At 44.8% G+C, this 18907-nt stretch carries 19 protein-coding genes; 10 read left to right on the forward strand and 9 right to left on the reverse strand.

Annotated features, from left to right (window positions below; genetic code table 11):
• The first annotated feature begins 127 nt into the window (after positions 1–127).
• Complete coding sequence (locus A3IE_RS0109820; RefSeq protein ID WP_169333056.1) at positions 128–1225, forward strand: trypsin-like peptidase domain-containing protein; 1098 nt, start codon at positions 128–130, stop codon at positions 1223–1225.
• Positions 1226–1537: 312 nt separating this feature from the next.
• On the opposite strand, the gene yihA is transcribed toward A3IE_RS0109820, so the two are convergent.
• Positions 1538–2146 carry a ribosome biogenesis GTP-binding protein YihA/YsxC gene (gene yihA / locus A3IE_RS0109825; RefSeq protein WP_020395445.1) on the reverse strand — a complete coding sequence of 203 codons (609 nt, stop codon included), beginning with the start codon at positions 2144–2146 and terminating at the stop codon, positions 1538–1540.
• Positions 2147–2293: 147 nt separating this feature from the next.
• Here yihA and A3IE_RS0109830 point away from each other — a divergent pair, with 147 nt between their 5' ends.
• The 5 genes from A3IE_RS0109830 to coq7 all read left to right on the forward strand — a co-directional run bounded on the left by A3IE_RS0109830 (position 2294) and on the right by coq7 (position 7558).
• Entirely contained in the window at positions 2294–2917 is a 624-nt protein-coding gene (locus A3IE_RS0109830; RefSeq protein WP_020395446.1) for a c-type cytochrome, read from the forward strand.
• A 96-nt stretch (positions 2918–3013) separates the two neighbouring features.
• On the forward strand, positions 3014–4999 hold the full coding sequence (locus A3IE_RS0109835; protein WP_245539188.1) for a cytochrome c biogenesis protein ResB: 1986 nt from the start codon (positions 3014–3016) through the stop codon (positions 4997–4999).
• A complete protein-coding gene (gene ccsB, locus A3IE_RS0109840; protein ID WP_020395448.1) occupies positions 4999–6177 on the forward strand; it encodes a c-type cytochrome biogenesis protein CcsB in 1179 nt (392 codons plus the stop codon). The genes A3IE_RS0109835 and ccsB overlap by 1 nt, the downstream gene beginning before the upstream one ends.
• A 62-nt stretch (positions 6178–6239) precedes the next feature.
• Complete coding sequence (locus tag A3IE_RS0109845) at positions 6240–6908, forward strand: thiol:disulfide interchange protein DsbA/DsbL (protein ID WP_020395449.1); 669 nt, start codon at positions 6240–6242, stop codon at positions 6906–6908.
• A 5-nt stretch (positions 6909–6913) separates the two neighbouring features.
• Positions 6914–7558, forward strand: a complete 645-nt coding sequence (coq7, locus tag A3IE_RS0109850) for a 2-polyprenyl-3-methyl-6-methoxy-1,4-benzoquinone monooxygenase (protein WP_020395450.1) — start codon at positions 6914–6916, stop codon at positions 7556–7558.
• On the opposite strand, the gene lipB is transcribed toward coq7, so the two are convergent.
• The 7 genes from lipB to ppa all read right to left on the reverse strand — a co-directional run bounded on the left by lipB (position 7555) and on the right by ppa (position 14416).
• On the reverse strand, positions 7555–8199 hold the full coding sequence (gene lipB, locus A3IE_RS0109855; protein WP_026154866.1) for a lipoyl(octanoyl) transferase LipB: 645 nt from the start codon (positions 8197–8199) through the stop codon (positions 7555–7557). The two genes, coq7 and lipB, sit on opposite strands and share 4 nt — an antisense overlap.
• Positions 8187–8462: a YbeD family protein gene (locus A3IE_RS0109860; protein ID WP_020395452.1), complete on the reverse strand. Its 276-nt coding sequence runs from the start codon at positions 8460–8462 to the stop codon at positions 8187–8189. Before A3IE_RS0109860 ends, lipB begins: the two co-directional genes overlap by 13 nt.
• Before the next feature lie 31 nt (positions 8463–8493).
• Positions 8494–9723 carry a D-alanyl-D-alanine carboxypeptidase family protein gene (locus A3IE_RS0109865; protein ID WP_020395453.1) on the reverse strand — a complete coding sequence of 410 codons (1230 nt, stop codon included), beginning with the start codon at positions 9721–9723 and terminating at the stop codon, positions 8494–8496.
• Between the two features lie 31 nt (positions 9724–9754).
• Complete coding sequence (locus tag A3IE_RS0109870; RefSeq protein ID WP_020395454.1) at positions 9755–10612, reverse strand: septal ring lytic transglycosylase RlpA family protein; 858 nt, start codon at positions 10610–10612, stop codon at positions 9755–9757.
• 77 nt (positions 10613–10689) lie between these two features.
• Positions 10690–11802: a rod shape-determining protein RodA gene (rodA, locus tag A3IE_RS0109875; protein WP_020395455.1), complete on the reverse strand. Its 1113-nt coding sequence runs from the start codon at positions 11800–11802 to the stop codon at positions 10690–10692.
• A 9-nt stretch (positions 11803–11811) separates the two neighbouring features.
• Positions 11812–13755, reverse strand: a complete 1944-nt coding sequence (gene mrdA, locus A3IE_RS0109880) for a penicillin-binding protein 2 (RefSeq protein WP_020395456.1) — start codon at positions 13753–13755, stop codon at positions 11812–11814.
• A gap of 121 nt (positions 13756–13876) precedes the next feature.
• Entirely contained in the window at positions 13877–14416 is a 540-nt protein-coding gene (gene ppa / locus A3IE_RS0109885) for an inorganic diphosphatase (RefSeq protein ID WP_020395457.1), read from the reverse strand.
• Positions 14417–14538: 122 nt separating this feature from the next.
• On the opposite strand from ppa, the gene A3IE_RS0109890 reads away from it, so the two are divergent.
• Positions 14539–15189 carry an adenylate kinase gene (locus A3IE_RS0109890; RefSeq protein ID WP_020395458.1) on the forward strand — a complete coding sequence of 217 codons (651 nt, stop codon included), beginning with the start codon at positions 14539–14541 and terminating at the stop codon, positions 15187–15189.
• Positions 15190–15230: 41 nt separating this feature from the next.
• Positions 15231–15962: a DUF2058 family protein gene (locus tag A3IE_RS0109895; RefSeq protein ID WP_020395459.1), complete on the forward strand. Its 732-nt coding sequence runs from the start codon at positions 15231–15233 to the stop codon at positions 15960–15962.
• On the opposite strand, the gene rsmI is transcribed toward A3IE_RS0109895, so the two are convergent.
• Entirely contained in the window at positions 15923–16780 is an 858-nt protein-coding gene (rsmI, locus tag A3IE_RS0109900; protein WP_020395460.1) for a 16S rRNA (cytidine(1402)-2'-O)-methyltransferase, read from the reverse strand. The two genes, A3IE_RS0109895 and rsmI, sit on opposite strands and share 40 nt — an antisense overlap.
• 158 nt (positions 16781–16938) lie before the next feature.
• On the opposite strand from rsmI, the gene A3IE_RS0109905 reads away from it, so the two are divergent.
• Positions 16939–18543 (forward strand): penicillin-binding protein activator, encoded by a 1605-nt coding sequence (locus tag A3IE_RS0109905; RefSeq protein ID WP_020395461.1) that lies wholly within the window; start codon positions 16939–16941, stop codon positions 18541–18543.
• Positions 18543–18902, forward strand: coding sequence for a YraN family protein (locus A3IE_RS0109910; RefSeq protein ID WP_020395462.1), 360 nt, complete (start codon positions 18543–18545; stop codon positions 18900–18902). The genes A3IE_RS0109905 and A3IE_RS0109910 overlap by 1 nt, the downstream gene beginning before the upstream one ends.
• The last annotated feature ends 5 nt before the right edge of the window (positions 18903–18907 follow it).

Raw genomic sequence — 18907 nt, forward strand, 5'->3', positions numbered from 1 at the left:
ATTTTCAATACACAAAATACACGCAGAGTAAGTGCTGCTCGCACCGAAAAGATATATAACAACTTATCGTATTGATCTTTTGGGATAACTCTAAACAATGGCCCTCCAAATATTGAAACATGGTTTTATGACTGTTGCACTAATGATAAGCCTACAAGGCTGCGTTGCTGCCGGTGTCTTGCCAAGTCACGTGGAGGGACAGGCTTTGCCGTCCTTATCGCCAATGCTAGAGCGAGTCACCCCTGCTGTAGTCAATATCACCACAGAGGGACGTCAAAAACTCGATGACTCACTGATAAATGATCCATTTTTTAGGCGATTTTTTGGAGAAACCCAAACCGATCGAAAAATTGATGGAACAGCCTCGGGCGTTATTATTCATGCACAACTAGGCCATATTCTAACCAACTACCATGTTTTGGAAGGTGCAGAACGCATTATTGTCACCTTAAACGATGGTCGCCAGTTTGAAGCCACCATTATTGGTGCTGACCCCAAAGTTGATTTAGCGGTAATTGCTATTTCAGCCAATCGTCTAACAGCAGTGCGTTTTGGTGATTCTGATCGCCTGAAAGTAGGCGACTTCGTCGTAGCGATTGGCAATCCCTATGGCATAGGTCAATCCGTCACCTCAGGCATTATCAGTGCCTTACACCGCAATCCGGGCATTGGTGAATACGAAAACTTTATTCAAACCGATGCCTCCATCAATTTGGGTAATTCTGGCGGTGCTTTAATCAATTTGCGGGGTGAGTTGATTGGCATTAACACGGCTATCCTAGGCGGACAAAGCGGTGGCAATATTGGCATTGGTTTTGCCATTCCGGTCAATACGGCAGCGGGCATTATCGATCAAATCATTCGCTTTGGACAAGTTGAGCGCGGTCTTTTAGGCATCGAAGTCGGCAATGTTGACTCGCAAACCGCTACCGCTTCTAATCTCCCGAACAATCGGGGTGCGATTATTGAGCGTGTATTTCCCGGCTCTCCGGCGGACAAGGCCGGCTTGGAAGCAGGCGACATTGTGCTTAACATCAATCAATCGCAAATTAACGGCGCTAGTGATGTCAAGAGCATTATTGGTTCAATTCGGGCAGGCACTCGCTTAGATATTGTGTACTTGCGCTCTGGCAAAACCTTTAAAGCCTCTGCTACCATTCAGGCCGCCCGTGGTGCGGCTGGTACTACTACGCCAGAACGTCCGCCAATTTGGGAAGCTGAATAAGCGCGTGAAAAGATAGGAACTTAAAACCCTTTTGCTGTTGTATTATTTGACAATAGCGTAAAAGGTGTTATAAATGGATCAAGTGGTAAAGCTTGCATTCAGTTTCAAGTTTTACTGGAAAAGTTCCACGAACTATGGCGGTGTAATACTTAAACGCTAAAGCCCGGCGTTGTTACATTACCATCGTGGATACAGGTTTGGCATCCCCAATCCAAGCCTGTTTATTAAACCCCGGCTTTTAGACCCCCTGTTTGGCCGGGGTTCTTTTTTTATAGAACCACTATAAACAGCTCCAAATGAATCTTTCCTGAATTACTCTTTTTCTGCTTGCCCAAGCCAGCGCTCCAAAACAGCCCATATGTCCTCCAAGCCCTGCCCTGTTTCAGCAGAAAACAGTTGTACAGTCACTTGCTCCCCGTGCTGCTTCAGATCTTTGCGCACTTGCAGTAAAGTATTACCTGCTGCGCCACGGCTAATTTTATCGGTTTTGTTTAAAAGCACATGGACTGCCAGCTGGCGATACGCTGCCCAATTCAATAAAATTGAATCAAATTCAGTCAAAGGATGACGAATATCCATGACTAATATTAAACCTTTCAAACTTGAGCGCGTGCTAAGATATGCCTCGATAAATTGTTGCCATTGCATTTTGACATTGAGCGGAACCTTGGCATATCCATATCCCGGTAAATCCACCAAATAGTTAGCATCGGGTAACGCGAAGAAATTGATCAATTGAGTACGTCCCGGCGTTTTACTGGTTCGTGCCAATGATTTTTGTGAGCAAACTTTATTGATGGTACTGGACTTACCTGAATTAGAGCGTCCTGCAAAAGCCACCTCAATACCACTTTCCGGCGGTAACGAAGAGCTTCCAGCAGCACTGCGAGCAAAGGTGGCTTGTTGAAAGTAATGATTCATAAAGTAGCGTTCTCTAATGTTTTTTTGCGGACGGATGAACGGATATGATATACAATCCAGCCAATTTTGGAGCGTAACGGGCGGTCATCCCCTCGGGCAAGCAAATATGCAGCTTTCTTAGTAGATGTTTTTTGGGAGCACCTTTAGATGAAAAAGACACTGATCATGGCACTAGCCGTCATGACATTTGGATCCTCTGCTGTTTGGGCGGCTGATGTGGAAATAAAAGGAGATGCCGCTGCTGGCAAAACCAAATCAGCAACCTGTGCAGCCTGTCACGGCGCAGATGGTAACAGCACTAACCCAGAATGGCCAAAGCTTGCTGGGCAAAATGCGCAATATTTGTTTAAACAACTAATGGACTTCAAAGCCCAAAAACGTGTTAATGCTTCCATGGCACCGATGGTTGCGCCACTTAATCCACAAGATATGGCGGATTTGGCTGCTTATTTTTCAACCCAAAAAGCGGCGCCCGGCAAAGCTGATCAAACTAAAGCACAATTGGGTAGCCTTGTTTTCAAAGGTGGAAACACTGCAACAGGCGTTGCTGCCTGTGCTTCTTGCCACAGCCCAACCGGTTTAGGCAATCCAGCTGCTAATTTCCCTGCGCTAAGCGGTCAACACGTTGCTTACACTAAGATTCAATTACAAGCCTTCCGTCAAGGGGCTCGCAATAATGATGCTGGCAAAATGATGCAAAATGTCGCTAATAAAATGAGTGACGCGGAAATGGATGCAGTTGCTGAATATATCTCAGGTTTACAACAGTAATTTGCGGTACATTTGCCGTATAGCGTATAAACAGGGGTGGCATTGTCCACCCCTTGTTTTTATGATCAGATGACGCGCTCACAAGACCCAAACCTCATGATGACTAACGCACGCTCCACTAGCTCCAGATTGTTCCATTTTCTAGGCTCGATGAACCTAGCCATCACACTATTAGTATTACTAGCGATTGCCTCAGTCATCGGCACTATTTTGCAGCAGAATAAGCCTTATACTGATTACGAAGTTAAATTTGGTTCATTTTGGTTCGAAATTTACCGAATGCTCGGCCTCTATGATGTTTATTCAGCTATTTGGTTTTTGGTTATTCTTGCGTTTCTGATTCTCTCCATTACGGTATGTGTCATTCGCTATACGCCTGGTATTTTGCGCGAGTTGCGCCATTATCGTGAATCCGCAAAAGAAAAATCCTTGTTGGCGATGAAACATCATGCGGTGCTTACGACAAATTTGCCTAATCCAGATATTCAAGCCATTGCTCAGCAAGCTTTAAAAAGTGAAAAGTTTCGTTTCCGCATTGCTAATAACGATAGCCACACTACCTTGGCAGCCATGAGTGGCGCAGGTAATCGTTGGGGCTATTGGTTCACGCATCTGGGCATGATTGTATTACTTTTGGGAGGTTTGTTAGATAGCCGTTTGCCGTTGATGTTGGCAGAATGGCAGGGCAAGCTGAAACCGGAAACCCGTAATATTCCAGCCTCTGAAGTACCGCAAATCAGCCGTTTAGGGCCGCAAAGTTTTGCTTATCGCGGTTCAGTGGATGTGCCGGAAGGTAAACGTGCCAATGTTATTTTTCTGAATGTGCGCGATGGGTATTTGGTACAGCGTTTACCCTTTGAAGTTGAGGTCAAAGACTTTCGTGTGGAGCATTATTCTACTGGCCAGCCGAAATCGTTTGAAAGTGACATTGTGATTTATGATCCAGATCACAAAGAACCGATTAGTACAACTATTTCGGTCAATCATCCCATGATTTATAAGGGCACTGCAATTTATCAGGCTAGTTTTGGTGATGGTGGCTCTGAGATCGATATGCGCCTGCGCCCCTTTAATGTGCAGTACGCTAACCAAGATGTAAAAGGCAATATTTTTCAAAACTATACGTTGAAAGCTTCTAATGCTAACTATCAAGTGGAATTAAAAGATTTTCGAATTTTCAATATTAATCCAGTTACTGATGAAAAAGGTAAAGTGCATCAAAAAAATATGGGGCCGAGTTTAATCTTTCGTTTGCGTAATGCAGCGGGCGAGGCGATTGAATACACCAATTATATGGCCCCCGTTGAGATAGAGGGGCGTCCCTATTTTATTAGTGGCGTGCGTACTTCTCCGGCTGATCCACAACGCTTTTTACATATTCCGGCCGATAGCAACAGTAGTGTTGATCTATTTTTTAACTATCTACGCAAACTACAAGACAATGCTGCGGTACGTAAAGCCGTCACGAACATGACACAAGACTCCATGAAAGACAGTGAGCTGAGTAATCCAGCCATGCAGGAGCAAGTGATTGATTCAATGATTCGCCTGACCGAAATGTTTGCAAGCTCAGGTTTTGAAGGGATTCAACAGGATTTAGCACAACGTTTCCCGAAAGAAAAAGTAGAAGAAGCCAGTAAAGCCTTTATGAAAGTACTACAAGCAGCTTTAAGAGCTGTTTATATGGATACCTTAGCCGAACAAGGCAAAACCGAACTCACCGATAAAGACTGGTTATTTTTTGATGATAGCTTAGCAGCCATTGCTAATTTGCCTTTCTATGGTTCGCCTTGGTATGTACAAATGACGAACTTCAAACATATTCAAGCCTCAGGTTTACAAATGACGCGCTCACCTGGACAAAACATTGTCTATCTAGGGAGTATTATGCTTACTATCGGCGTGTTCTTATTATTTTATATAGCGCGTCGACGTTTATGGATATTGATTAAGCCGCGCGACGATGGTCAAAGTGACGTGATTTTAGCGGGTACCACCAATCGTAATCAGAAAGATTTTGATCACTATTTTCAAGGTTTACAAAGCGCTTTCCAGCGCGCGCTAACAGCAAGAGGTGCATAATGTCTGTTCCACAAGAAGCGATGCAAGAATTTCTCGACAAACCGAGTTTATTGCAACGTCTAAAAACTTTTGATTGGATTTGGGCTGCCTTAGTCGTGTTAGGTGCCGCCTTTGTGTTCATGCGCTATCACACAGCGATGGATGTTTACGAGAAATCGTTTCTCGTGCTCGCTGTACCAGGCTTAGTGGGCTTAGGTTGGCATTGGCGTTCCATAGAGCCTTATACCCTCGCAGTCACCCTCATTAGCTTATTAGGCATTTGGCTTTATCACGGTGATTATGCCAATGCCGAAAAAGTATTTGGCCTAAAATATATGTTCTCCAGCCAATCCGCTATTATGTGGATGAGTGCTTTATTCGTATTAGCCACTTTATTCTATTTCGCTGGCTTATTTGGCAATAGTGAATTTCTGGAAAAAACTGGCTCAGGCTTAACTTGGACTGCCTTAGTTATGGGACTGTCTGGTCTTATGATTCGCTGGTATGAATCGTATCTTGTGGATCCTGAATTCGGCCATATTCCTGTTAGCAATTTATATGAAGTCTTTATTTTATTCTGTGTTATCACAGGCCTGCTTTATCTGTTTTATGAGCAACGCTATCGCAATCGTACACTAGGTGGTTTTGTTTTATTAATTATTAGTGCGGCAGTTGCCTTTTTGCTTTGGTATAGCTTTGATCGTGACGCTCACAAAATCCAACCCTTAGTTCCTGCTTTAAAAAGCTATTGGATGAAAATACACGTTCCAGCAAATTTCATCGGTTATGGCGCATTTGCTTTGGCTGCTATGGTGAGCGTGGCCTATTTAATTAAAGATGCTGCGGTTAAGCGTGCACCCGACGGCTGGACTGCCAAACGCTTACCCTCTTTAGACATGCTCGATGATCTCACTTATAAAGCCATTGCTTTGGGATTTGCTTTCTTCACCATCGCTACGATTTTAGGTGCGATGTGGGCTGCTGAAGCTTGGGGCGGTTATTGGTCATGGGATCCTAAAGAGACATGGGCATTAATTGTGTGGTTAAATTACGCGGCTTGGTTGCATTTGCGCTTTACCAAAGGTTGGCGCGGCACCACTATGGCTTGGTGGGCAATTATTGGTTTATTTGTCACTTTATTTGCATTCTTAGGCGTCAATATGTTTTTGTCTGGCTTGCATTCTTATGGTGAACTTTAAACAAGTCCATGGGTCTCAAACAAAAGCCCCCGTAATAATGACAATTGATGGAGACAACACGCATGAAGTATGCTGTTAACGTTTTGTTAGCGACCACGCTGAGCTTAGGCCTGCTATCGGGTTGCATGGCAGAATCCACTACCGCCACATCAACGGCTGCTGCGGCTACGACGAATTACACCAATGGCAAACAATACGCTACCTTATCCGCCTCGATTCCTACTCAAGCACCGTCTAATCAAGTGGAGGTCACCGAAATTTTTTGGTACGGCTGCCCACATTGTTATGAACTCGAGCCTACTATCAATGAATACCTAAAAACTAAGCCTGCGAATGTTTACTTCAATCGCGTGCCTGCTACCTTAGGTGAAAAATGGACTTTCCACGCTAAGCTCTTTTATGTCGGTAAAATGTTGGATAGCGATGGTAGCAAAGGCATTCATACTAAGATTTTCGATGCCTTACACAAGCAAGGTCGTCGGATTGATAACGATGACGCGATTAAACGTTTCTTTGAGGCTCAAGGCTTTACGGCTGCTCAAGTTGATACAGTATTGAAGTCGATGGAATTGCAGACTTCGTTAAATTATGCCAAAGAAGTCACTAATAAATCGGGTATCCAATCGGTTCCGAGTTTAATTGTGGGCGGCAAATATTTAACAGGCCCTGCGATGATGTCAGAAGGCTCTAAGCTAATTGATGTATTGAACTACCTCGTTAATAAAAAGTAACCCAGATGCGCGCCTTATCTCCGTTAGATCGCTTACTTGCTGAAATTGATCAATCACTACGGACTGTTCACGCCGAACCGCCAACCACGGAGCGTGCCAATCCCGCTAAAGATTACTCTAATACTCAGCCTTTGAGTGAGGCGGAACGGAAATTAGCGGCGGGTTTAATGCGCGTGAATCATGCTGGCGAAATTTCAGCACAGGGCTTGTATCGCGGACAAGCCCTGACCGCTCGACTTCCTGAAGTACGTGAACAAATGGAGCGTGCTGCTGCTGAAGAAAATGACCATTTAGCGTGGTGTGAAAAGCGCTTAAATGAGCTGAATAGCCGCAAAAGTTTCCTCAATCCACTGTGGTACTGGGGTTCTTTTACGATTGGCGCTCTAGCGGGCAAAGCTGGAGATCGCTGGAGTTTAGGCTTTGTCAAAGAAACGGAAGATCAGGTAGAGAAACATCTTGATGACCACCTTCGCCGCTTGCCCAGCACTGATGTAGAAAGTCGTGTTATTCTGGAGCAAATGCGTGAAGATGAACAGCATCATGCCCATGTCGCGCAACAAGCAGGTGCTGCTACATTGCCACTGCCAATTCGCAAAGTCCTAATGCCCCTGCTATCAAAAGTGATGACCAGTGCCAGTTTCCGCTTTTAAGGCGGATCCGGCATCCATTCAAGTAAGTCATAGTCTAGCTGTCGCGCTAACTGTGTGGCCACTTCGCTAGCCACCTCCATCACACTCAACCTAATGCCGAGCTCTTGGCATTGCGTTACTTGCAAGCCCGCATAGCCGCAAGGGTTAATGCGTGTAAAAGGCTCAGTATCCATCGCCACATTCAAGCTTAACCCATGATAAGTGCAGCTTTTGCTCACCCGTAAGCCTAAAGCTGCAATCTTTTTTCCATCCACATAGACGCCGGGCGCCTTGCGATCTCCTAAAGCAAGCACTTGATGCTCTGCGAGAAAAGCAATGATCGCCTGCTCAATCGCCTCTACAACTTGGCGAATACCTAAACTTTTGCGGCGCAAATCCAGCAGTAGATAGACAATTAATTGGCCAGAGCCGTGATAAGTGACCTGACCGCCACGATCAATAGGAATGACAGGTATATCACCTGAAGCTAATACATGCTCCATACGCCCATTACGCCCCAAAGTAAACACTGGCTCATGTTGAAGAATCCAGATTTCATCGGGGGTTTCCGAAGTGCGATTGGCTGTAAAAGCTTGCATCTTGTGCCAAACGGGCAGATAAGCTTGCAAACCTTCCAACACACGAACTCTTAAAGCGCCCACATTACATGCTCACAAGCTTTAAGATCCGTATAAATAGCATCTAATTGTTCACGACTGATCGCTGTAATGGGCAGGGTAACACTTTGGTATTTACCACTTTTACTTTGATTACGCTTTAGATTTTCCGGCAAAAACTCAGGATCGTGGCGCAAGGCAATCGCAATAATCTGAATCTCAAACTCATCATGCGCAGCACCCACCACCTTAATAGGGAAATGGGCTGGAAACTCCAATTTTAATTCTGGATTAGTCCAATTACTCATTTGCCATCCCTCGCTTTTTGCTAAATCCGCGCTAATCTGCGAACCAATGCTGCACCTTGTCAGATAGGCGTCGTAAAAAACCACCTTCTGGCACATCCTCTAAAGCTTGCAACTTAGTTTCCTTCAGAAGCTTATCTTGATCCGCTAAAATAATTTTACCTAATACATCACCGCGTTGAATTGGTGCGTTTACATTCTTATCCATTTGGATAGAGCCTTTAAGCTGGTCGTAGCGGCCTTTAATAGTGGTAACATAAAGATCATCCAATACCCCCGCCGCTACTTGTTTTTGGTCACCACCCCAAATACGCACTTCGGATAAAGCATCGCCACCTTTATAAAGCTTATGCGTTTCAAACGTGCGGAAACCATACTCTAATAATTGTTGCGCTGCTTCAATCCGGCTATTTTCGCTTTTTGCGCCAAAAATTAATGCGATCAAACGCATATTGTCACGTTTCGCAGAACCTACTAAGCAATAACCGGCTGATTCGGTATGTCCTGTTTTAACCCCATCCACACTCGCATCACGCCATAACAAGCGATTACGATTATGTTGCTTAATATTGTTATAGGTGAATTCTTTTTCAGAATACAACTTGTAACGATCAGGAAAATCGATAATCAACGCTCGTGTCAACTTCACAATATCGCGCGCTGTGGTGTAATGATTCGGGGACGGCCAGCCCGTTACATTCTCATAATGGGTATCTTTCATGCCAAGCTCTGTGGCAGTGGCATTCATTTTTTCTACAAAAGAGGCTTCATTACCCGCAACATGCTCTGATAAAGCCACTGCAGCATCATTACCCGATTGGATAATGAGGCCGCGCAGGAGTTTTTCAAGTTGCACTTTCTTACCTAGTTCAAGAAACATGCGTGACCCTTCCATTTTCCACGCTTTCTCGCTAATCAAAACTTCGTCCGCAAGCTTGATAGTTCCTTTGGCCAATTCGCGATAGAGCACATACGCGGTCATTAATTTGGTAATACTCGCTGGCTCGATGCGATTCCCCGGATTCATTGCCGTAAGCTCTTCACCGCTTTGAAAATCGACTAATAAAAAGCTGGATGCATCCACAATCGGTGTGCCATCGGCTAATGCCATGACTGTGCCTGCATTTTGAGTAGGCTTTACAGTTGCCTCAGTACTAGCCGCAACAGGCTTACCATTATCATCGACTTCGCCTTTTTCTTGAGCGGCAATAACGCCTGCAGTAAAACTCAGGCAGAAAACGATCCAAACTAATTTTTTAAGCATTCCTTACTACCGATTTCGTCTATTAGCGCGATTATTCTTCAACTGGAACCACTTTAAAGGTGGCCAAGCCATTGCTTTCTAAAGCATCTTTCACATTATCAATTTGATCTTGGGTATACAGAGGACCAATACGCACTTGATGTACTGGGCGACCATCCTGTCTTGCACTCGCCATTTCCGTTTTACTCAAGCCCACCGAGGTCAAGCGCACAAACATATCTAAGGCATCCATCTGGTCTTGATAATTCTTGACCACAATGTAAAAACTTTTACCAGTCGCTTTTGCCTCACTAATCGCTTTCTTTTGAGCGGGAGAAGGTTTCACCACTGTACGTTTATCAACGGTTGTATTGGAAGCGCTAGTCGATGGCTGTTTAGTATCTAGCGCTTCAACCCTGACATTGGCTACCTGACTGCTACCCGTCATGCCTAGCGCATTTGCTGCGGCAAATGATAACTGGATTAGCCCTTCTTTGTCGAAAGGCCCACGGTCATTTACGCGGACAATCACGGATTTATTGTTATCGAGTCGGGTCACACGCACAAAACTCGGTAAAGGTAGAGTGCGGTGTGCTGCACTAAATGCCTTCATATCAAAGACTTCACAACCGGCGGTTGAACTTCCTTGAAATTCAGCGCCATACCACGAAGCTAGCCCCTCTTCGCGATAGCCTGTAGTACTCGGCAATACTTGGTAAGTTTTGCCTTCCAAAGTATAACTGGGCTCATTGCCACAACTGGTTTGAGTTGGCGTAGTTGTAGTAGGTGTAGGATTTACTTTAGCACTAGGCTCTGGTGCTAGTTTACTTTTGTTTGAGCTACAAGCACTAAGACTCCCCAGTGCTAATAGCAGAAACATGATCGGAGCCAATTTGGTTAATTTAATCATTGTTATCATCTTTTTAAATCAAGCCCACAGATAGCGAACAGTCTAGCACAGCTACGCTGAAAACATAAGCAATCCACTCAGTCTTCTGCTTGGTAAATTCTTTTGCGCTTTTTCATACCCATAATAATGCCAAATGCAATCATCAAGGTAACAATCGAAGTTCCACCAAAACTCACTAATGGCAAAGGCACACCCACGACAGGTAAAATACCACTAACCATTCCTGTATTAACTAATAGATAAATAAAGAAGGTCAAACTTAAACTACCGGCCAACAAACGTGCAAAGGTATCTTCCCCTTGCGTAGCTAGATACAAGCCGCGCCAAATAATAATAATATATAGCCCTAGTAAAATAAGATTCCCGACAAAGCCAAACTCCTCACCAAATACAGCAAAGATGAAATCGGTATGTCGCTCTGGCAAAAAATCTAAATGTGACTGATCGCCATTCAACCAATCCTTGCCATAGAATCCACCCGAACCAATGGCTATTTTCGACTGATGAATATGATACCCAGCTCCTTGTAGATCAGCCTCTGGGTCTAAGAGGGTCATAATGCGCTGACGTTGGTAATCATGCATTCCATACTCAAACATCAAGCGTGCTCCCACGGCAACTAATACAATAGCCCCTGCAATTAGCCACCATGAAATACCTGCAAAATAAATAACGAATAAACCCGAAACGGCAATCAATAGCGAAGTCCCTAAATCTGGCTGCTTCATAATAAGCAAAACAGGTACAACAATTAATACTAAGGCAATACCAATATCCAAAAGACGTGGAGGAAGATTTTTATTCGCAAAGAAATAGGCCACCATCATAGGTACCGCTAATTTCATGATCTCTGCAGGTTGAACATCAATCCCCACATAAAGCCAGCGTTGTGCTCCTTTTTTAATCTCTCCAAATAACAATACTAAAATCAGCAGAATAATCCCAATGCCGTATAGCCAAATAGCAAACTGCTTTAAGGTTTTACTCTGTATTTGCGAAAAGACTAAAAGTGACAATAAACCTAATACGAAGTTTATTGCCTGACGATAAACCACCGCCATTTCGGTATCGACCGCACTATAAAGCGTAATCAATCCCAAGAAAATCAGTAAAGACAAAACTGCCAGCAATACTAAATCGATGCGCTGGAAAGCACGTATCCAAGAACTAGGTAATAAGCTAGTAATCATTCATCACTCTTAATCACGCTGGTTAACCGGTGCTGGAGCATCGGCAGGTTTGCCATCTTCGACTGGATCATCTTCGTATTTGCCTAATAAATAAGCATCCATAATCTTACGTGCCAAAGGTGCAGCGGTCGCACTTCCACCACCGCCATTTTCTACAATAACGGCTACGGCAATTTTGGGGGCTTCCGCTGGCGCAAAACCCACAAACAAAGCATGGTCATGTAAGCGTTTATCTAAGCGTGTTGCGTCATAACGGGCATTCTGAGCAATCCCAAAAACCTGTGCAGTCCCAGTTTTACCCGCCATGTGATATTGCAGACCTTGATTAATGCGCTTGGCGGTTCCATAGGAGGCATGTACTACATTCACCATGCCCTGTTTAACCAATTCCCAATCTTTAGGACTATTCGACTTCACTTGCTCGACGATTTCAGGCACTAAAAGCTGTTCTGGTTTATCTTTGGCTAGGCGATAACCACGCAGTACATGCGGCTTAATCCGTTTACCCTTCATAGCCACAGTGGCCACTGCATGAGCCAGTTGCAAGGGTGTCGCAAGCCAATAGCCCTGACCGATACCAATATTAACCGTATCACCCGGATACCAAACTTGTTTATGTCGAGTCTGCTTCCAATCCGCACTTGGCATTAATCCTGCTGACTCCGAGGTTAAGTCAATACCGGTACGTGACCCAAACCCGAAGGTTTTCATGTAGGTATTAAACTTATCAATGCCCATACGATAGGCCAGATCGTAGAAATAGGTATCACAGGACTGGGCAATCGCCACATCCATATTCACCGAACCATGCCCTACTTTTTTCCAACAGCGATAACGATGCTTATGGCCTGGAATTTGGAAGAAGCCAGGGTCATAGACCGACTTACCCGGCCACACTACTTTTTCGAATAAGCCTGCCATCGCAATCATAGGCTTCACGGTAGAACCGGGCGGATAAGTCCCCTGCAAAGCACGGTTATAGAGAGGACGATCGGGATGATCCCGCAACTCAATATAATCTTTATGCGAAATCCCATCGACGAACAAATTAGGATCAAAGGTAGGAACGCTCGCTAGCGCAAGAACTTCCCCATTATTAGGATCGATCGCGACAATCGCACCGCGCTCCCCTCTTAGTAAATTTTCAGCACGAATCTGTAACTTAATATCTAAACCTAAGATCAGATCTTCACCGCCGACCGCCTCTTGTCGACTTAAGGTATCTTGTTGACGGCCATGCGCATCCACTTCCTCTAAGGTGTAGCCCGCCTTACCATGCAGACGTTTTTCATGCGCACCTTCTACACCCAATTTGCCGATATAAGTAGTTCCCTCATACTCATCCTTGTTCAGGTTTTTCATATCCTGCTCATCAATCCGCCCTACATAGCCAATGACGTGGCTTGCGACTTGCCCCCAAGGATAATAACGCTGCATTTGCCGATCTAAGTCCACTCCAGGGAAACGGGATTTATTCACGGCAAACATAGCGACCTCTTGCTCAGTCATATTTTCTTTGAGCGGGGTTGCCTGATAACGGCTACGACGGCGAATTTGCTGATTGAAAATACGTAAATCTTTTTCGGAAAGGGCTACCAACTTACTCAGGCGATTGAGCATAATTTCCATATCTGCCCAATTCTTTTTACCATCATTATTTTGATCAGGCACGCTATCACGTACAACCGTTAACACATATTGCGCATGATTATCGGCTAATAGCACGCCATTTCGATCATAAATCTGCCCACGTTTGGGCGCGATAGGAATACGTTTTTGATAATTTTGCTTGGATAACTCGGTATAAAAATCGTATTTTTCGACCTGTAAAAAATATAAACGAAAACCAATACCACCCAAGGCAAACAAGACGATAACCGCAGCCACGATAGCACGACGATTGAACAACTGCTGTTCATCGCGATCAGTTTTTATAGATAAACGCTCGCCCATGCTTTGTGATTGCTAGTTAATAGAATTATAAATAATGGATTACACAACAAGCTCTTTAGCGAATCGCCATTATGGGAGCTTGACTGGCTTCATCCCCATGGTCTGAAGCCAATCCCCTAGTTTAGCCTTTTGCTTTATCGTTGTAACGCTTTACGCTTGCTAAAATTTCTGCTTTAGCCTCATCTGCATCGCCCCAAGCTTCAACCTTTACCCACTTACCGGGTTCTAATTCTTTGTAATGTTCAAAGAAATGCTTGATTTGTTGAATCAATAACTCAGGCAATTGCTTATAGGATGTAATATTTTTGTACTCAGGTGATAATTTACCTGCGGGTACAGCAACAATCTTAGAGTCGCCACCTGCCTCATCCGACATTTTCAGAATACCTACTGGGCGTGCTGGAATCACACAACCATGCACCAACGGTACCGGTGTGACTACCAATACGTCCGCCGGATCGCCATCATCCGCCAAGGTATGTGGTACAAAACCATAATTTGCTGGATAAAACATGGGCGCTGACATAAAGCGATCAACCATTAACGCCCCACTATCTTTATCAACTTCATACTTAACCGGCGATGATTGCGCGGGGATTTCGATAATGACATTGACTGATTCTGGGACATCTTTGCCTACGGCGATATTGTCTATATTCATACCATCCTTCCTTTGGTTAAAAATAGCCTATTATAACTGCTGTTAAGTCTAACTTGCACTGCAACATTTAATTAGAGTATAAGGATTCTGACTTTGATTGGAGCAGATAAGGAAACAACCCCATGCGCATTGTTCTGTTAGGAGCGCCCGGCTCGGGCAAAGGCACGCAAGCACAACGCCTCACTAAGCTTTATAATATCCCACAAATTTCTACGGGTGATTTGTTACGTGCTGCGGTAAGTACCGGCACTGAACTTGGTAAACAAGCTAAACAAGCTATGGATGCTGGGAATTTAGTGTCAGATGAGATCGTGCTTGGTATGATTCGCGAACGTTTACAAGCATCTGATACCGAAAATGGTTTTATCTTAGATGGATTTCCGCGCAATCTCAGCCAAGCCGATAGTTTAGATAAACTATTAGCTGAATTAGGGCAACCGTTGGATACGGGCTTATTAATTGACGTTGATTTTGATATTTTAATGAAACGTTTAACGGGGCGCTTATCTTGCAAACAATGTAGTACCGTGTATAACCGCTACTTCTCACCACCGAAAGTTGATGGTGTGTGTGATGTGTGCGGCAGTACTGAACTTTATCATCGTGCGGATGATAATGAAGAAACCATTGGTAACCGTCTAGAGGTCTATGAGAAAAACACCGCACCACTCATTGACTACTATGACAAACAAAACAAACTTATTCGGATTAATGGCGTTGGCGAAATGGAAGACATTAGCCGCGCTATGCAAGCCGAGTTAGCTAAATTGTAGCTCAATAGGGCTTTTATTAACTGTTAGTAGTCATTTAATTGATGTCAAACTCACTCAGCGAACAATTGCTGAAGGCCGGCCTGATCACTCAACAACAGATTGATCAGGCGGAACAGGCCAAACAGCAACAAAAAGAACAAGCTAAAGCACGCCAACAACAAAAAAATGCTCCCAAGCCACCGGTAAAGGCGCAACATGTACCTGCTGCCAAAGCTAAGGCTGAACAGCGGCCTGCATCAGATCGTCCTAAACAGACGCACATGCCTCGTCCTGCAAAACCACGCCAATCCTCTGATTTAGAACAGTTCTATAAAGAGCGTGATAGCGTTGAGCGTGCGGAACGTGAACGTGAAGAACAATTACGCCGTGAAAAAGCCGAGCGCAAAAAACTCACTCGTGCGCAAGTACGTGAGTTAATTGCAGCGAACCAACAAAATGTTGAAGATGCGAGCATTCGCTATAATTTTGTGGTGGGGGAAACGGTAAAATATTTGTTCGTGACCGAAGACCAACAAAAGTCCCTAGCGGATGGCAGCTTAGCGATTACCTTTATGGACGGTAAGCGCTGCCTAATTCCTTTAGCGATTGCTGAACAAATTCAAGCGCTTGACCCCGATAAGTTGGTTGTGATTAATAAAGATGGCGCTGAGCCTATTCCAGACTTTGAACTACCCGCAGCGACTGAGGGGGTCGAAACGCCTTCTTCAGCGGCAGCGACTGAAGGTGTTGACACTCACTCTTCAGTAGCAGAGCCAGCTAAGCCAAGCGCTTGACGGTAAAGTTGATTCTTGGGCTGCCCTGTCAATTGGGCAGCTATTTTAGCAACTTGCTTCACAGACAAATTTTCTGCCAACAACACTTGCATTAATTGCACTGTGTCGATGGTATTGCTTTCTGTATTTTCTACGCGTTCTGGTACACCGCCGACCATAACAACCAATTCGCCACGCCGCATATCCGCATCAGATTTTATTTGCCGTGCTAAAGCCCCAGCCGTTCCACGATAAAATTGCTCATAAAGCTTAGTCAATTCCCGCGCAATCACCAATTCACGCTCTGGAAAAACGCAGGCCATATCCTCCAGTAAGTCCGCAATCCGATGACTAGACTCGTAAAACACTAAGGTTTGGGTTTCACGGCTCAACACCTCCAACGCTGCACGCCGTGCTGAGGATTTTGCGGGTAAAAAACCTTCGAAACTAAAGCGATCCGTCGGCAATCCAGCGGCTGAAAGCGCGCTAATCAAAGCGCTGACTCCCGGAATGGGAGTCACTCTTAAGCCAGCCTCAGCTACTGCCCGCACCAAACGATACCCCGGATCGCTAATTAAAGGCGTTCCGGCATCACTGACTAAAGCGAGGTTCATCCCCGCCATTAATTCAGCTATAATACCTGCCACACGCTCAGCTTCATTGTGATCGTGTAAACTAATAAGGGGCTTGGTAATACCTAAATGGGCTAATAATTTTAAAGTAACGCGGGTATCCTCCGCATAAATTTTATCGACCTCCGCTAAGGTTTTGCTGGCGCGACTCGTGATGTCGCCCAAATTGCCAATCGGTGTTGCTACGATAAATAAATTCCCAGCCATCAAAAAAAGCTCGCTTTTTATAAACAAAAAATCATTTGGGGTTGATGCCTGTTTCTTCTATTGCATACGCAGCAAATATGAACCAGACCGTGTTATAGTGCGGCGTTTGCCGAAACAGCATCAAGATTAATATTTAATAATTTGGCATAGGTGAGCACATGAGCAAGGGTTTTTGCCAGACTTTATATGGCGCTGTCTTAGCAATGCTATTAACAGCTTGTACAACAGCTCCAGTGTTGGATGATGTAGTCAGCGCTGATTTACCTGTTGAAAAAGCAAGCTACGATCCAGCAGACAGCGCTAGAATGCCTACATCGCGGCCTAGTCTTGAACAAGCCAATCGTTTATTTCAAGCTGGTCACAAAAAACAAGCGGCAGAGATGTATTATCGCGCTGCTTTCACCTATTCCTCACCACAACGCGAACGGATTATTTTGCAAGCGGCAGAAATTACCGCAGCACTTAATAATACCACTGCAACCCAATCTTACCTAAGCCAAATCGCTCCAAACACCTTGGAAGGTGAAACACGCTTTCGTTATCAGTATGTGCAAGGCTTTCTTGCACTCCAGAATAAGCAAGCGGACCTCGCACTGCGCTTGTTGCCACCCGAACCTTCTTTATTGCCACCTTATTTACGCGACAAAGTATTATTAGTGCGTAAACGCGCGCTTGAAATGGGCGGTAAATTAGAAAATGGTCGGCTACCCAAGGCTGGCAACCTCTTACAGTTACCATCTGGGAACACTAATCCGCAATCCCCCACTACGGCACCTAACAGCTATATCACGGATGCTAGTCCTATTCTACCGAAAAGTACTGAGCGCTTAGCCTTGTTATTACCCAAATCAGGGGCATTAGGGGAGGTTGGTAAGGAAATCGCTTTAGGTGTGCAAGATGCGGTCGCCCCCTATAATGGCAGCGTGCGCTATAAACAGTATGAAGTCACAGCAGCTAATGCTTTAGCAGAATACCAAAAAGCGGTGAGTGATGGGGCTGATATGGTGATTGGGCCTTTGGATAAAGAAGCCTTAAGCCTTTTAGTCGCGAATGCTAATGCCTTGAGTACACCGATACTCAGTTTAAACTATCAAGAATCTAGTGCCGTTCCCGCACTTTTATACCAATTTGGTCTCTCCCCTGAAGATGAAGCCCAACAAATTGCGGATGTGTCAGCACAACGTGGCGAACGTCAGGCGATTATTTTAGTCCCTGATTCTATCTGGGGTAAACGTTTGGCCGATAGCTTCAAAACAGCTTATCAAGCGCGTGGTGGTGCTGTACTGGTCGAGGTGACTTATCCGAATGATGCTTCCAGTCAGTATTTGAATAAAGTACAGGACGCTGTGGCAAATGGCTCTGGGGCACAAATGTTATTTCTAGGCGCTTCCCCCACCCAAGCCCGCCTGATTCGCCCCTTACTGAAAGCACAAGCCGCTAACTTACCCGTGTATGCGACCTCACATATTTTCTCCGGTAAGATTCAGGCAAACAAAGATAATGATTTGGATGGTATTATTTATACCGAAATTCCTTATGTGTTAGATAGCATTAAAGATGGCAGTTTAGCCCAACTCAGCTATCCTCGCTTATACGCCTTGGGTGCCGACTCCGTGTTAATTGCACAAAATTTAAGAGCACTGACTCAACAACAAACTTTACAAGGCAAAACCGGCGCGATTCGTTTAACGCCGCAGCGCACGATTCAACGCCGCCTCCATTTAGCAACCTTTGTGAATGGCAAACCAAGCGCGCTCGACTGATGAAAGCCACTAGTACCGCCCAAGGACAACTGGCCGAAAACCAAGCCTGTGCTTATCTACAAGCCCAAGGTTTGTTAGTGTTGGCGCGTAATTATCGTTGGCGTGGTGGTGAAATTGATCTGATTTGCCGCGATGCTGACTACCTAGTGTTCGTTGAAGTGCGTTTTCGACGATGTGAGGACTTTGGTGGCGCACTGTCTAGCATTGATACCCGCAAACAGCAGCGCCTGATTCGTACCGCGCAGTATTATTTAATGCAACAGGCGGTCGATCACCCCGTTCGTTTTGATGTCGTGGCGCTAAATACTGAAACCATTCACTGGATTAAAGATGCCTTTAGTGCCGACGCCAATCACTAACCCTT

This window comes from Thiolinea disciformis DSM 14473 (genome assembly GCF_000371925.1).
Lineage (GTDB): Bacteria > Pseudomonadota > Gammaproteobacteria > Thiotrichales > Thiotrichaceae > Thiolinea > Thiolinea disciformis.

What these genes read in the sequence shown, in the direction of transcription:
- yihA (WP_020395445.1), bottom strand. Translation starts at nt 2,146, where the DNA reads ATGAATCATTACTTTCAACAAGCCACCTTTGCTCGCAGTGCTGCTGGA.
- ccsB (WP_020395448.1), top strand. Translation starts at nt 4,999, where the DNA reads ATGTCTGTTCCACAAGAAGCGATGCAAGAATTTCTCGACAAACCGAGT.
- A3IE_RS0109905 (WP_020395461.1), top strand. Translation starts at nt 16,939, where the DNA reads ATGAGCAAGGGTTTTTGCCAGACTTTATATGGCGCTGTCTTAGCAATG.
- coq7 (WP_020395450.1), top strand. Translation starts at nt 6,914, where the DNA reads ATGCGCGCCTTATCTCCGTTAGATCGCTTACTTGCTGAAATTGATCAA.
- rsmI (WP_020395460.1), bottom strand. Translation starts at nt 16,780, where the DNA reads ATGGCTGGGAATTTATTTATCGTAGCAACACCGATTGGCAATTTGGGC.
- A3IE_RS0109895 (WP_020395459.1), top strand. Translation starts at nt 15,231, where the DNA reads ATGTCAAACTCACTCAGCGAACAATTGCTGAAGGCCGGCCTGATCACT.
- A3IE_RS0109865 (WP_020395453.1), bottom strand. Translation starts at nt 9,723, where the DNA reads ATGCTTAAAAAATTAGTTTGGATCGTTTTCTGCCTGAGTTTTACTGCA.
- A3IE_RS0109870 (WP_020395454.1), bottom strand. Translation starts at nt 10,612, where the DNA reads ATGATTAAATTAACCAAATTGGCTCCGATCATGTTTCTGCTATTAGCA.
- A3IE_RS0109910 (WP_020395462.1), top strand. Translation starts at nt 18,543, where the DNA reads ATGAAAGCCACTAGTACCGCCCAAGGACAACTGGCCGAAAACCAAGCC.
- A3IE_RS0109820 (WP_169333056.1), top strand. Translation starts at nt 128, where the DNA reads ATGACTGTTGCACTAATGATAAGCCTACAAGGCTGCGTTGCTGCCGGT.
- rodA (WP_020395455.1), bottom strand. Translation starts at nt 11,802, where the DNA reads ATGATTACTAGCTTATTACCTAGTTCTTGGATACGTGCTTTCCAGCGC.
- A3IE_RS0109835 (WP_245539188.1), top strand. Translation starts at nt 3,014, where the DNA reads ATGATGACTAACGCACGCTCCACTAGCTCCAGATTGTTCCATTTTCTA.
- A3IE_RS0109890 (WP_020395458.1), top strand. Translation starts at nt 14,539, where the DNA reads ATGCGCATTGTTCTGTTAGGAGCGCCCGGCTCGGGCAAAGGCACGCAA.
- A3IE_RS0109860 (WP_020395452.1), bottom strand. Translation starts at nt 8,462, where the DNA reads ATGAGTAATTGGACTAATCCAGAATTAAAATTGGAGTTTCCAGCCCAT.
- A3IE_RS0109830 (WP_020395446.1), top strand. Translation starts at nt 2,294, where the DNA reads ATGAAAAAGACACTGATCATGGCACTAGCCGTCATGACATTTGGATCC.
- mrdA (WP_020395456.1), bottom strand. Translation starts at nt 13,755, where the DNA reads ATGGGCGAGCGTTTATCTATAAAAACTGATCGCGATGAACAGCAGTTG.
- A3IE_RS0109845 (WP_020395449.1), top strand. Translation starts at nt 6,240, where the DNA reads ATGAAGTATGCTGTTAACGTTTTGTTAGCGACCACGCTGAGCTTAGGC.
- ppa (WP_020395457.1), bottom strand. Translation starts at nt 14,416, where the DNA reads ATGAATATAGACAATATCGCCGTAGGCAAAGATGTCCCAGAATCAGTC.